Below are 12,678 nucleotides of genomic sequence, written 5' to 3' on the forward strand. Positions count from 1 at the left end.
CGTAGATCGCTATCACATGATCGACAGCGGTCTACCCGTGCGTAACTCCATTCCGTGACCAACTTCCGTCAAGATACGTTCCTGGTGGCCGCGAGGGGGCGTCCACCAAGGACGAACGGGAGTTCTCGTGGAGGAGCGTCAGCGCCCGTCCCGCGCCGACAGTCTCAGGCTGACCCACCTGCCGGAGGTGCGGTCGCGCAACCGCCCGGCCGCGCCGCCGCCGGCACCCGCGCCGCCGCCGCCACCGGCCCGCCGCAGGTCCCGAAAGAGCTGGTGGTTGGTGTCGGGCCTGGCGATCGCGGTGGCCGTGGCGGCCGGCCTGGTGGTCGCCTACCGAGCCACGACGGACGCGACGATCCCCGACCGCGGCGTGCCCCCGGTGGCGATCCCGACGGAAACAGTGGCCGGCTCCGACCCGGCGCCGGCCTACTCCGCCGCCCCGCGGTCGGCGGTGGCGGCCCCGGCCAGTCGAGTACCGTCATCATCACCGTCGGTCACCACCAAGCTGGCCCCGCCCAAGGTCACCGCCCGTGCGAACCCGTCCCGGGCCAACCTCGCGCTGACCAGCACGGTCACAGCGAGCAGCGCCGAGGGTGGCGCCTGGCAGGCCGGCAACGCCACTGACGGCGACCCGGCCACCCGCTGGTCGAGCGGCTTCGCCGAACCCCAATGGCTGAGGGCCGACCTGGGTTCGCGCCGCGTCGTCAACGAGGTCACCCTGGTCTGGGAGCACGCGCACGCCGTCGCCTACCGCATCGACGTGTCCCCGAACGGCACACAGTGGCGCACGGTCTGGTCGACAACCGCCGGGAAGGGCGGCACGGTCCGCATCGACACCGACGGCGTGGCCGCGCGCTACGTGCGCATGTACGGCACGAAGCGCTCGAACCAGTACGGCTTCTCCCTGTTCGAGATGGAGATCCGTTAGGTCGGCCCGAGGCGAGCCCGTAGGAACTCGTACGCCCGCTCGCGCATCGCGGCCGTGAAGACGTGCCCGGCCTCGTACAACGCCAGCTCGACGCGATTGCCGAGCGCGCGCTGAAGCTCCTCGGCCCCGCGACTCCACTTGTCCTCGGTGCCGGCCGAAATCAGCAGAGCGGTCCGGTCGTCGTACCCGGCGATGACGTCCTCCAGGTCGTGCTCGGCGGCGAATCCGGGCAGCACGAACTCGGCCTGGACGCCGGTGTCGTGGGAGTAGGAGTGACGAAACGGAATGCACCCGCAGTTCGAGACCGAGGCGATTATCCGCGGGTCGTGAGCCGGCGCCCACAGGGCCATCCGGCCACCGTACGAATGGCCGAGAAACCCGATCCGGCTCGGGTCGACGTCGGGCCGCGACGTCACGTAGTCCAGCGCGGTGGAGATGTCGTGCAGGCAGGAAGCCAGGAGTGTCCGCCCACGGACCAGGCGGGTGGACAGCTCGAACCAGGAGACGTTGGACGCGCCGTCCGGGCTCCAGTTGCGTTCCTCGAACCCGATCGCGTCCGGCGCGATGGTGACGAAGCCACGGTCGGCGAGCTCAGCCGCGTACGCCTGATCCGGATCCCCGGCCAGCCCCACGACTTCGCTCTTGCCGAGATCGAAGCGCGAGGCGTGCTGGTGGTGGCAGAACACCGCAGGGGCCGGCCGGTCGAGGCCGTGGGGAACGCAGACGTACGCCGAGACGCGCTCCTGCGGGCCGACGGCGTAGCTGACCTTCTCGCGCGTGTAACGGCCGCAGTCGATCCGCTCGAGGCACGTTCCGTCGAGGTCGACCTTCGCCGGCGGCGGACCGAGAAACGCCTCAATCGTCACGGGACGATTGTCCGCTGATCCGTCCTGTGGACAACCCGGTGCCGCCCGCTGTGGACAACGCGCCCTCTGTTTGCGCCCCTCGGCGTAGTCTGCCGCCCGGTGCCCTTGGGTGGGCGGGGGAGGCGGTGGCACTCCGCAAGATCAGAACGAGGCGCTCCCCACGGGCCGGGAGACCCGCGGGGAGCGCCTTGACGATCGACTCGGGACCTAGTCGATCGTCGGGGGGAGGTTTCGGGCGGCCTTCAGGGCGGCGGCCTCGTTGGCGTACGGGTTGTAGCTGTAGGTGCGGTCGAGGGCGCCGGGAACCTTGAAGTAGGCGGCGGCCAGCTTGGCCGGGTCGGTGGCGATCTCGCCGCGGGCGGGGGTGTCGTTGCCGTCGTCCCAGCCCCACGGGGCGTTGGCCGAGTTCGTGCCGCACGAGTACGTGCCGGTGCCGCAGCCGCCGGTGGTGTCACCGGCGAACGTGCCCAGGTTGGCGAACAGGTTGGTGTTGTTGCGCTGCGCCCACAGGCCGCCGCTCGCGAAGATGTCGATCAGCTCGTAGCGCACGTCGCGGTCGTCGGGGCCGTTGGGCGACTCCGCAACCGTTGCCGAGGGGTAGTAGACGATGCCGTCGCCGTTGATGTCGTACTGCGGCCACGCCTTGAGGCCGTGGCCGCCCCGCTCCTGCGCGGTCACCGGGTGCTGGAAACCGTCGTGCGGCGACGACTTGAACTGCAACGTGCCGTCGATCGTCTCGCCGCCGTTCGTCCAGTCGCTGCCGCTCGGGGCGTACGAGAAGAAGTCGCTGTGCGCGACCGTGACCGCGGCCTTCAGCTTGCCGTACTCGGAACCGTCCTTCTCGACGATCTCGAGCACGCCCTCGCCGTCGTTCTCGTGCTCGGTCTCGAAGAACGGGTGGTCGATCCAGTCGCGCGGGTGGAAGAAGAAGTACGCGAGGTAGTAGTGGCTGCCGGTCTCGAGCACCGAGTAGTACACCGCGGCGGCAGTGTTCTTCCCGGTGTTGTCCCAGTTGTCGCGGCCGTTCAGATTGCCGTCGAAGTCGTACCGGGTAATGAAGTCGCTCTTGCCGCCCAGGGCGTGGCTGCCGGTGGCGTCCACGTCCTGGTAGTGGATCGGCGCCCAGCGCAGCGCCAGTTCGGCCCGGCTGGGTGCGGCCTGTGCCGGCGCCGCCATCCCGGCGGCGACCACCGCGCCCGCCACGCCGGACGCGATCACGCGACGAATCCCCATGACCCTACCTCCCATAGATCGATGAGCGTAAATCTAAAGGCGGCGGGTGGACGAGAGGAGAAGAGAAAATTTCCGGTACGCGGCGGCTACGATGGCCCGGTGTTCAAGGTCGATCTGGGTGAGGGCGCCGAGCTCCGCCCGCTGGAGCCGTGGCAGGCAGAGGAATTTCTCGCTCACATGAACAGGGCGCGGGCAACCGTCGATCCCTGGATCCCCTGGGCGAGCCGCAGCACCGATCTGCAGACGGCGAGAGAAACCCTTCAGCGGTACGCCGATCTGCAGGCCCGCGGCGAGGGCCGGATTCTCGGCATCTGGCTGGCGGACGTGCTCGTCGGCGGGACGATGGCGTTCAACCTCGACCCGCAGGCCGGTGTCTGCGAGATCGGCTGCTGGCTGGAACCGGCCGGCACCGGCCGCGGGCTGATCACCCAAGCCTCCACACACCTCATCGACTGGCTGATCACCGAGCGCGGCGTCCACCGGGTCGAGTGGCACTGCCGCCCCGACAACGTGGCCAGCTCGAACGTGGCCCGCCGCCTCGGCATGACCCACGAGGGCACGCTGCGCGCCAACTTCCCGTGGCAGGGCGTCCGCCACGACAGCGAGATCTGGGCCGTCCTGGCCCCCGAATGGTCCGGCCGGAAAGAACCGGAGTGACCGGGCCGGACGGTGCCGGTGTCACGCGGCCCGCAGGCGCCGGAGTGGCCCGGCCGGACGTTGCCTGTGTGGTGCGGCCGGAAGGCGCTGGAGTGGCCGGGCCGCAAAGGCCCAGTGTGACCCGACCGGAAGGCGCTGGAGTGGCCGGGCCGCAAGGGCCCGGGGTGACCCGGCCGGACGTTGCCGGTGTCGCGCGGCCGGAGGGCGCCGGAGCGACCCGGCCGCCGAAGCCCGGTGTGGCCCGGCCGCAAAAGCCCTTTGTGGCCCGGCCGGAGGGGTGCCGGAGTAAGCGGGCCGGAAGAGCCGGGAAAGTCCGGTCTACGGCATGATCGTGCTGCCCGAGCCCACCCTGACCCATCGCACTGAGGGTGGCCGCGACGAGCCGATGCTGGTCTGGCGGTTGCCTGAGCCAGTGCTGGCGATCTCGTCGGCCGTGCTGGGCGGCGGCATCGGTCCCTGCGGCTGGGTGGTCAATGCCACCGTGCCCATGTCGTACGACCGGGACGATCCGGCCGACCACCTGACCGGCATCGCGGCCGGTCTCGGTCTCAGCGGCCCCGGCGTCGGCCTGCTCACCGGGGTCAACGTGGCCGAGGTCGTCGCGACCGGGGACGGCGGTGTGCAGCTGTGGGCGACGGTCGGGCTGGGCGTGCCGATCCGAGCCGCCGCCCCGACGGTGGAGGCCGTGCCGCACGTCGGCACGATCAACGTCGTCGCCTGGGTGCCCGTCCGGCTCAGCGCGGGCGCGCTGGTCAACGCCGTCGCCACGATCACCGAGGCCAAGGCGCAGGCGATCCGCGACCTCGGCTGGGACGCGACCGGCACGCCGACCGATGCGGTCTGCGTTCTCTGCCCCGCCGAGACGCGCGCCGAGACCCGCGCCGAAACGCGCGCCGAGACCCGCGCCGAAACGCGCGCCGAGACCCGCGCCGAAACGCGCGCCGAAACGCGCGCCCAGACGCGCGCCGAAACGCGCGCCCAGACGCGCGCCGAAACGCGCGCCGGATCGCCTGCCGAAAAGCATGCCGGATCGCCCGGCGAAGCATTCGACGTGCGGCGCGGTGAGGTGTCCAGGGGAACGCGCGTTGGGTCGTCCGGCACCGAGCCCGGCGCGGCTACCGGTGTGGGAGCGATCGCTGCTTACGGTGGGCCGCGGTCGACCTGGGGGGCGCGGCTCGCCCGGGCGGCCTACCAGGCCGTGCTCAGTGGTAGGTGAGCTCGCCGGCCTCGATGGCGGCCGAAATCGTGTTCTCGGGCGGGGCCAGCGGGCACAGCCAGGCGTCGTCGTACGCGCATGACGGGTTGTAGAGATAGTTGAAATCGAGCCGGACCCTCGTACCGGAAAGGGTTTGCAGGCCCCGGCCGTGGGTGCCCTTGACCGTGTCGGTGAGGTAGCGCCCGCCGCCGTAGGCGCCCTTGCCGCAGGTGGCGTCGCGCACCGGCAGGAAGAGCCCGCCCCCGTAGGCGGCTATCCACCACAGCGACAGCTCGCCGAACGGCGACTCGATGACGCCGACCCGGTTGTAGTGCACGACACCGTCGGGGCCGCCGGTGTCGATGTCGATCGAGCCGGACGCCGGGCGCACCTCGGCCTCGACGATCGCGTCGTCGTTGCGGGGGAGGTAGTGCAGGCCGGTGAAGGACGCCCGCTCGTCCTCGGGGATCGCCGACTGCGGGTGGGCGCCGAACAGTTTGTCGCGTTCGGCGCGGAACTCCTCGAGGCTCGTGTCGGCCAGATACATCCGCGCGACGGCGGCGCGGTAGTCGGTCAGCTCGAGTGCCTGCATGCCTTTGAATCTAGGCGGAGCCGGGGCCGCGCGGCGGGTGATGAATGCCTCAGCCGGCCAGGATCGACCAGCCGTGCGGCGGGACGGTGGCGGGCGAGCGGTTGTCGTCGTGCGATTCGACCACCCGCAGCCCGGCGGTGTCGATCGGGAAGTCGTAGGGTTCGTCGCCGACGTTGAGCAGCGTGATCAGCCGGTCGGCGCCGTCGGTCGAGACGAGGGCGGCCGCCGTGTTGGTCAGGTGCTCGGCTGTCGTGCGGGCCCGGACCAGCCAGGCGTGCCGCCGCCGCAGGCCGATCAACCGCTTGTGCAGGTCGAAGACCGGCCAGCCGTACGGGGCCAGGCCGTCGCGCGACTCGGGGAAGGCCGGCCGCACCGCGTCGTCGCCGCCCTCGCGGTCCTCCTTGACGCCGCGGAAGCCCTGCTCGTCGCCGTAGTACACGCTCGGCACGCCGCCGACGGTGAACAGCACGGCCAGCGCGTGGCCGAGGTGCCGCTCGTCGGTGAGCTTGCTCGCAATGCGGGTCACGTCGTGGTTGCCGACGAAGGTGAGCGGCTGCCCCGCCTCCAGCACCTCGTTGTTGCGCTTGAGCGCCCACGCCAGCTCGTAGAAGTTGCCGTCGTTGAGGCTGCTCCAGATGGCCTTCCACAACTCGTACTGGGTGATCGAGTCGAGCCCGCTGTCGCGCAGGAACGTCACGTAGTCGCCCTGGATGATCTCGCCGGTGAACCAGGCCTCGGGCCGGTTCTGCCGCACCCGGCCGACGGCCGCCTTCCAGAAGGCGGGCGGCACCCCGTAGGCGACGTCGAGCCGCCAGGCCGTGGCGCCCCGGTCGAGCCAGTGCTCCATCACCCGTACGACATGGTTCAGCACTTCGGGCTCGTCGTGGTTCAGCTCGATGAGCGCCCCGTGGCCCTCGAACACGGCCCGCTCACCCGTCGCGGTGTGCTTGAACCAGTGCTCGGGCGCCTGGAAGCTGCGCCCGACGTGGTTGAAGACCCCGTCCAGCATGACCTGGAGCCCCCGCTCGCGGCAGCCGGCGATCAGCGCGTCGAAGTCGGCGTCGTCCCCCAGCCGCGGGTCGAGCCGGAAGTGGTCGGTGGTGTCGTAGCCGTGCGACTCCGAGGCGAAGACCGGCCCGAGCTGAAGCCCGTTGGCGCCCAGCTCGACGGCGTAGTCGAGCCACCCGGTCAGCCGCCGGAACCCACCGCCGAACCCCAGGGGGTAGACGTGCCACCAGATCACATGGTCGACCCACTCGCGCATCCGACCACTATCCCCCTCGGGGGAAGTGGACCGAACCGTCGGGGTTGAGACGGCCGCCCCAGAACTCCACGCCGCCGTCCTCGTTCAGCGTGTGACCCCAGCCGAGGGGGATGACGGTCAGCAGCGACCGGGCCTCGATGCCGGTCAGCAGGTCGGTGGCGGCGGTGACGCGCCGGGCGATCTCGGGCAGCACGGCGACCCGGTGGCCCGCGGCATCGACGTACGAGGCGAATCCGCTCTCCGGCTCGAACCCGCTCCACCAGGCCTCGAGCACATCGAGAGCCACCCGGCGCGGCTCGCCGGGGCAGGCGGCGGCGATCTTCAGCAGTACGTCGGTCATCGCCACCGCGGCCGGGTAGACCGTGCCGCGATGATCGTTGCCGACCGCGAACCGCACCAGCGTCCCCGGATCGCTCCAGTCGGCCGGGTCGGGCCGGATGACGGCCCGCAGCGCGCTCAGGATCTGCCGCCGGTCGTAGTCGCCGGGTTCCGGCCAGGGGAACGCCGCCCAGTCCACGTCGTTGCCCCAGATCGGATCTCGCACCGCCGAAGGATACCGGTCGTCCGGCGGCGTACCGTCCAACCATGGACCCGGCGAGCCCTCGCACAATCTACGAGGATCTGCACCGTCACCCGGAGCTGTCCTTCCACGGTGGGGCGGTCGGCTGAGGTGGGGAGGCGGCCATGCGACGGGCGGTCGGTGTGACGGGCCAGATCATGCTGGGTGCGCTGCTGCTGTTCACCGGCGTCGCTCACCTGACCTTCGCCCGCGAGGAGTTCCGGGCGCAGGTGCCGTCGTGGGTGCCGGTCGACGAGAACCTCGTGGTGGTCGGGTCGGGAGTGGTCGAGCTGTGTCTCGCGGTGGCCCTGCTCGTCACCTGGCGGCAGCCCGCCCGCGGCGTCGTGGGCGCCGTCACGGCGGCCTTCTTCGTAGCGGTCCTGCCCGGCAACGTCGCCCAGTTCACCGAGCATCGGGACGGCTTCGGCCTCGACACCGACGCGGCCCGCGCGATCCGGCTGCTCTTTCAGCCGCTGCTCGTTCTGTGGGCACTCGCCGCGACCAGCGCCGTCCCCGCCCTGCGCTCGCTACGCCGGCGGCGACGCGCCTCGCTCCCACCCCAGCTACGAAACAGACCCTAGACTGGCGCGATGTCGGAATCGATGACCTGGCTCAACGAACCACCTCAGTGGACGGACGAGGACGGCCGGATCCGGGTGGTGACCGGGCTCGAGACGGACTTCTGGCGCCGCACGTTCTACGGGTACGTCACCGACAACGGGCACTTCTATCACCGGCCGGTGACCGGCGACTTCACGGCCGAGGTGGTGGTCGCGGCCGGTCATTCGGCCCTGTTCGACCAGGCGGGCCTGATGCTGCGGGCCGGCGACAGCACCTGGCTGAAGACCGGGCTCGAGGTCACGTCGGGCGCGGTGCAGCTCAGCACCGTACTCACCCGGGAATTCTCCGACCTGTCGGTGGTGCCGTTGCCGGATCATCGCGGCGAGCTGACGCTCCGGCTGACGCGCTTCGGGTCGGCGGTGTGTGTGCACCGGGGCGACGGGGACGGGGGCTGGCATCTGGTCCGGCTCGGCTACCTGGATCTGCCGGAGACGGTCGAGGTCGGGGTGATGTGCTGTTCGCCGCAGCGGGCGGGCCTCGAGGTCACCTTCCGGGATTTCCGGGTGGGCGAGCCGATCTCGCGGGACGGCCTCGAGTAGGTCAGGCCCGGTAGGCGCGGACCTCGGTCGCCTTCACCGTGGCCCAGAGTTCGCGGCCCGGTTCCAGTCCGAGGTGGACGGCGGCGGCCGGCGTCACGTCGGCCGCCACCGGCACGGGGCCGGTCAGCTCGACGCGCAGGGCGTCGCCGTGGCGCGAGACTGTGGTCACCGTGGCCGGCCACGTGTTGCGGGGGCTGCCGTCGGGGCGGGCCGGATACAGCGCCACCGCCGAGGGCGGGAAGGCCACGAAGACCTCGCCCGTCTGCTGCGTGGCGGTCACGAGTTCGAAGCCGCCGGGCAGCCGCACACCGAAGCCCGAAGCCTGGCCCCGATAGAGGTTCAGGCCGACCAGGCGGGCGACGTAGTCGGTGCGGGGCTGGGCCGTGATGGTGGCGGCGTCGCCGGTCTGCACCACGCGGCCGTCCTCGATGATGACCAGGCGGTCGGCCAGCATCAGGGCGTCCAGCGGGTCGTGGGTGACCAGGATTGTCGCGCCGGGGAAGGCGGTCAGGTGGCCGCGTAGCTGGGCCCGGGTGTCGAGGCGGGTGCGGGCGTCCAGCGCGGCCAGGGGCTCGTCGAGCAGCAGCATCCGGGGCTCGGCGGCCAGCGCCCGGGCCAGGGCCACCCGCTGGGCCTGCCCGCCCGAGAGCTGGCGGGGCTTCTTGCGTACGTGCTCGGCCAGGCCCACCCGGGCCAGCCAGCCCTGGGCCTGCTGCCGGGCCTCGGCGCGCGGCACGCCACGGCAGCGCGGCCCGAACGCGACGTTGTCGAGCGCGCTGAGGTGGGGAAAGAGCAGGTAGTCCTGGAAGACGACGCCGATGCGCCGCTGCTCGGGGGCGAGCTGGTCCAGACGTACGCCGTCCAGCACGATCCGACCGTCGTCGAGTGGCAGCAGGCCGGCCAGCGCCCGCAACGACGTGGTCTTGCCGGCGCCGTTGGGGCCCAGCAGCGCGACCACCTCGCCTGGGGCGGCGGTCAGTTCGACGTCGAGGGTGAAGCCGGCTCTTTTGATCTTGAGGGTGGCCGCGAGTGTCATGCCGCCACCCACTTGTCGCGCAGGGCGGCCAGGATCCCGACCGAGACGGCGAGCAGCACCAGGCTGAGCACGATGGCCGCGTCCACGTCCTGCTCCAGCGCCAGATAGACGGCGAGCGGCATGGTCTGCGTACGCCCGGGGAAGTTGCCCGCGAAGGTGATCGTCGCGCCGAACTCGCCGAGCGCGCGGGCCCAGCAGAGCACCGCCCCGGCCGCCACGCCGGGCGCGATCAGCGGCAGCGTCACGCGCCGGAAAGCCGTCCAGCGGGTGGCGCCGAGCGTCGCCGCGGCCTCCTCGTAGCGGGCGTCCGCGCCCCGCAGCGCTCCCTCCACGGCGATCACCAGGAACGGCATCGCCACGAAGGCCTCGGCCACGACCACCCCGGCCGTGGTGAACGGCAGGCTCACGCCGAACGTCTGGTCGAGCCATCCGCCGAGCAGCCCGCGCCGGCCGAAGACGAGCAGCAGCGCCACCCCGCCCACGACCGGCGGCAGCACCAGCGGCACGGTCACCAGCGCCCGCACCAGCCGCCGCCCCGGGAACTCGGCCCGGGCCAGCACCCAGGCCAGCGGTACGCCGAGAATCAGGCACACCACGGTGGCCAGGCTCGCGGTCAGCAGCGACAGGCGCAGCGCGGCCAGGATGCCGGGCTCGGTGAGGCGTTCCGGCAGCGTCGACCACGGCGCCCGGATCAGCAGCCCGGCCAGCGGCAGAATCAGGAACGTCAGGCCGATCGCGGCCGGAACGGCCAGCGCGAGCGGGATCCGGAACCTGTTCAGGGCTTTTGGAACCCTGCGTCGGTGAGGATCCTCAGCTCGGGTTCGGACCGCACGAAGGCGACGAACGCGGCGGCGGCCGACGGATTGGGCGCGTTCTTCAGCGTGACGATCGGGTAGTCGTTGATCGCGCCGGCCGACTCGGGGAACTCCACGCCGTCGACGTCGGCCGCGGCCGCCTCGGCGTCCGTGCGGTAGACCAGCGCCGCGTCGACCTCGCCCAGCTTCACCTTGGACAGCGCGGCCCGGACATCCTGCTCCAGCGTCACCGGCGTGATGTCGACGCCGGCCGCTTCGATCGCCGTCTTGGCCGCGGAACCGCACGGCACCTGCTCGGCGCAGAGCGCCACCTTGAGGTCGGGGTTCGTCAGGTCGGCCAGTGTCGCGATGCCCTTCGGATTGCCCTCGGCGGTCGCGATGACCAGCTGGTTCCGGACGAACACGGTGGGTTCGCCGTCGGCGTCACCCGCGTCGACAACCGTCTTCATGGTGGCCGGACTGGCCGCCGCGAACACGTCGGCCGGCGCGCCCGAGGTGATCTGCTGGGCCAGGCCCGAGCTTCCGCCGTACGAGATGACGATCTGGACGCTAGGGTTGCGCTCCTGGAAGTCCTCCTTGATCTTGTCGAACGCCTCGGTCAGCGACGCGGCCGCGAGGACCGTCAACGAGCCGGTCGCCCCGGGCTCGGCGCTGCCCCCGCCTTCCGCCGGCCGCCCGCCGTCGTTCGCGCCGCCGCACCCCGCCGTCGCGAGCACGGCGAGAATCGCCAGACCGGCCAGAACCCTCATCGGTCGTCCCCCCGCTCCACGACCACCGTGGTCGACTTGATGACGGCGACCGCCGTCGAACCGACCTCGAGCCCCAGTTCGTCGACTGCTTCGCGGCTCATCAGCGACACCACCCGGAACGGGCCGGCCTGCAGGTCGACCTGGGCCATCACCGAGTCGCGGACGATCGCCGTGACGATGCCCCGCAGCCGGTTGCGCGCCGACGAGCGCCCGGTGCCCGGGTCGGGCTCGTCGGCGATCGAGCGGGCGAACGCGGCCAGGCCGGCGCCCGCGATGTGCCGGTGGCCGTGATCGTCGCGGTCGGCCGCCAGCCGGCCGGCGTCGACCCAGCGCCGCACCGTGTCGACGCTGACGCCGAGCAGGTCGGCGGCCTCGCCGATCCGGTATGTCGTCACAAGGCCACCCTAGGGCCGCATCTGCGAGGGTAGGAACCCGATCAGGCTCGCAGATGCCGAACCGTTGCCGAGATCACACCGGCGGCGGCATGCTGGGGGGCGTGTCCCAGCGAGTCACCGAGGTCACGGCGTTCCTGGCCGAGATCCTCACGCCCCGCGCGCCGCTCACCGTCATCGTCGACGGCGGCGACCACGGCGCTGCCACCAGGTTCGCGGCGCGGCTGGCGGCGGCGTTCCCGCCCTCGGCCCGCGCCTGGAACGTCGACGCGGTGCTCGGCCTGACCGGCCCGTCCGGCGGCGTGCTCGATTCGGCGCTGAACGTGCTCGAGCCGGCCGCCGACCGCGTGATCGTCTATCTGCGCTCGGGGCCCCGCGGCCCGGCCGGCGTGGGCGAGCGCCGGGCCCAGGTGGTGATCGACAACAACGACCCCCAGTGGCCGGTGATCCGCGAGCTGCACCCGCGCCTGGCCGATCCCGACCGCTGGCACCTGACCGAGAGCCAGGCGTTCTTCGCCCCGCGGGCGGCGGGCTGGGACAAGAAGTTCGGTGACGACCTTCCCGCGTACGCCAGAGCCGTCGAGTCGGCCGGGCCGGCCCCCGGGGACATCGCCCTCGACGTCGGCTGCGGCACCGGGCGGGCCCTGCCTGCCCTGGCCGACGCGGTCGGCCCGGCCGGTCGCGTGATCGGCCTCGACTGCACGCCGGACATGCTGGCCGAGGCCCGGGCCCGGGGCCGCGACCGGTCGGCCGCCCTGATCCAGGCCGACGCCCGCCGGTTGCCGCTGCCCGACGCCCTGGCCGCCGTGGTCTTCGCGGCCGGCCTCGTCCACCACCTGCCCGACCCCGCCGCCGGCCTCGCCGAACTGGCCCGGGTGACCCGGCCCGGCGGCCGGCTCGTCCTCTTCCACCCGACCAGCCGGGCCGCCCTGGCCGCCCGGCACGGCCGCACGCTCACCGCGGCCGAACCCCTGAACTCCGCCAACCTGGCGCCGCTGCTCGCCGGCACGGGCTGGAGCCTGTCGCGCTACGAGGACGCCGAAGACAGCTTCCTCGCCGTCGCGGTCCGCCTGTGAGGCGGGCGACAGGGCATCGGCGGCTGATCGGGCAGTCCTCACCGCCGGCCTGACCTTCGACACCACCGCACACTGATCCCCGCGGCCCATGCCCCGAGGCGCCTGCGCTGAGTTCTCGCGACAGGACCACGAGGGCGACGGCGGCCTGATAACGTG

14 protein-coding genes and 1 pseudogene are annotated in these 12,678 nt (G+C 72.1%); 6 read left to right on the forward strand and 9 right to left on the reverse strand.

Annotation, left to right across the window (positions count from 1 at the left end):
- Positions 1–127: 127 nt before the first annotated feature.
- Positions 128–928 carry a discoidin domain-containing protein gene (locus tag LXN57_RS12765; RefSeq protein WP_251798272.1) on the forward strand — a complete coding sequence of 267 codons (801 nt, stop codon included), beginning with the start codon at positions 128–130 and terminating at the stop codon, positions 926–928.
- Here LXN57_RS12765 and LXN57_RS12770 read toward each other — a convergent pair.
- Positions 925–1,794 carry a dienelactone hydrolase family protein gene (locus tag LXN57_RS12770; RefSeq protein WP_251798273.1) on the reverse strand — a complete coding sequence of 290 codons (870 nt, stop codon included), beginning with the start codon at positions 1,792–1,794 and terminating at the stop codon, positions 925–927. The genes LXN57_RS12765 and LXN57_RS12770 overlap by 4 nt on opposite strands.
- A gap of 207 nt (positions 1,795–2,001) precedes the next feature.
- Positions 2,002–3,027, reverse strand: coding sequence for a hypothetical protein (locus LXN57_RS12775; protein ID WP_251798274.1), 1,026 nt, complete (start codon positions 3,025–3,027; stop codon positions 2,002–2,004).
- 99 nt (positions 3,028–3,126) lie between these two features.
- Between LXN57_RS12775 and LXN57_RS12780 the strand changes: the two genes are divergently transcribed.
- Positions 3,127–3,684: a GNAT family N-acetyltransferase gene (locus tag LXN57_RS12780; protein WP_251798275.1), complete on the forward strand. Its 558-nt coding sequence runs from the start codon at positions 3,127–3,129 to the stop codon at positions 3,682–3,684.
- A gap of 331 nt (positions 3,685–4,015) precedes the next feature.
- A pseudogene (locus tag LXN57_RS47880) lies at positions 4,016–4,627 on the forward strand (adenosylcobinamide amidohydrolase); the annotation flags it as partial.
- Positions 4,628–4,886: 259 nt separating this feature from the next.
- Here the strand turns inward: LXN57_RS47880 and LXN57_RS12790 are convergent.
- Genes LXN57_RS12790 through LXN57_RS12800 form a run of 3 tightly spaced genes read right to left on the reverse strand, consistent with a single transcriptional unit; the run spans position 4,887 to position 7,279 of the window.
- Positions 4,887–5,471, reverse strand: a complete 585-nt coding sequence (locus tag LXN57_RS12790) for a DUF1684 domain-containing protein (RefSeq protein WP_251798276.1) — start codon at positions 5,469–5,471, stop codon at positions 4,887–4,889.
- Between the two features lie 49 nt (positions 5,472–5,520).
- Positions 5,521–6,735 (reverse strand): alpha-amylase family glycosyl hydrolase, encoded by a 1,215-nt coding sequence (locus LXN57_RS12795; RefSeq protein WP_251798277.1) that lies wholly within the window; start codon positions 6,733–6,735, stop codon positions 5,521–5,523.
- Between the two features lie 7 nt (positions 6,736–6,742).
- A complete protein-coding gene (locus tag LXN57_RS12800) occupies positions 6,743–7,279 on the reverse strand; it encodes a hypothetical protein (protein ID WP_251798278.1) in 537 nt (178 codons plus the stop codon).
- A 140-nt stretch (positions 7,280–7,419) separates the two neighbouring features.
- Between LXN57_RS12800 and LXN57_RS12805 the strand changes: the two genes are divergently transcribed.
- Together LXN57_RS12805 and LXN57_RS12810 are read left to right on the forward strand one after the other, a co-directional pair.
- Positions 7,420–7,875 (forward strand): DoxX family protein, encoded by a 456-nt coding sequence (locus LXN57_RS12805; protein ID WP_251798279.1) that lies wholly within the window; start codon positions 7,420–7,422, stop codon positions 7,873–7,875.
- A gap of 9 nt (positions 7,876–7,884) precedes the next feature.
- The gene (locus LXN57_RS12810; RefSeq protein WP_251798280.1) at positions 7,885–8,454 is read left to right on the forward strand and encodes a DUF1349 domain-containing protein; all 570 of its coding nucleotides are present in this window, start codon (positions 7,885–7,887) and stop codon (positions 8,452–8,454) included.
- A 1-nt stretch (position 8,455) separates the two neighbouring features.
- Here LXN57_RS12810 and LXN57_RS12815 read toward each other — a convergent pair whose 3' ends face one another.
- Genes LXN57_RS12815 through LXN57_RS12830 form a run of 4 tightly spaced genes read right to left on the reverse strand, consistent with a single transcriptional unit; the run spans position 8,456 to position 11,449 of the window.
- Positions 8,456–9,490: an ABC transporter ATP-binding protein gene (locus tag LXN57_RS12815; protein ID WP_251798281.1), complete on the reverse strand. Its 1,035-nt coding sequence runs from the start codon at positions 9,488–9,490 to the stop codon at positions 8,456–8,458.
- Positions 9,487–10,269, reverse strand: coding sequence for an ABC transporter permease (locus tag LXN57_RS12820; RefSeq protein ID WP_438872871.1), 783 nt, complete (start codon positions 10,267–10,269; stop codon positions 9,487–9,489). The genes LXN57_RS12815 and LXN57_RS12820 overlap by 4 nt, the downstream gene beginning before the upstream one ends.
- Positions 10,266–11,054 carry a molybdate ABC transporter substrate-binding protein gene (gene modA, locus LXN57_RS12825; RefSeq protein WP_251798282.1) on the reverse strand — a complete coding sequence of 263 codons (789 nt, stop codon included), beginning with the start codon at positions 11,052–11,054 and terminating at the stop codon, positions 10,266–10,268. Before modA ends, LXN57_RS12820 begins: the two co-directional genes overlap by 4 nt.
- Entirely contained in the window at positions 11,051–11,449 is a 399-nt protein-coding gene (locus tag LXN57_RS12830) for a TOBE domain-containing protein (RefSeq protein WP_251798283.1), read from the reverse strand. The genes modA and LXN57_RS12830 overlap by 4 nt, the downstream gene beginning before the upstream one ends.
- A 101-nt stretch (positions 11,450–11,550) precedes the next feature.
- Between LXN57_RS12830 and LXN57_RS12835 the strand changes: the two genes are divergently transcribed.
- On the forward strand, positions 11,551–12,522 hold the full coding sequence (locus LXN57_RS12835) for a class I SAM-dependent methyltransferase (protein ID WP_251798284.1): 972 nt from the start codon (positions 11,551–11,553) through the stop codon (positions 12,520–12,522).
- Positions 12,523–12,678 lie beyond the last annotated feature (156 nt).

The sequence above is a fragment of the Paractinoplanes hotanensis genome (assembly GCF_023717965.1).
Classification (GTDB): domain Bacteria; phylum Actinomycetota; class Actinomycetes; order Mycobacteriales; family Micromonosporaceae; genus Actinoplanes; species Actinoplanes polyasparticus.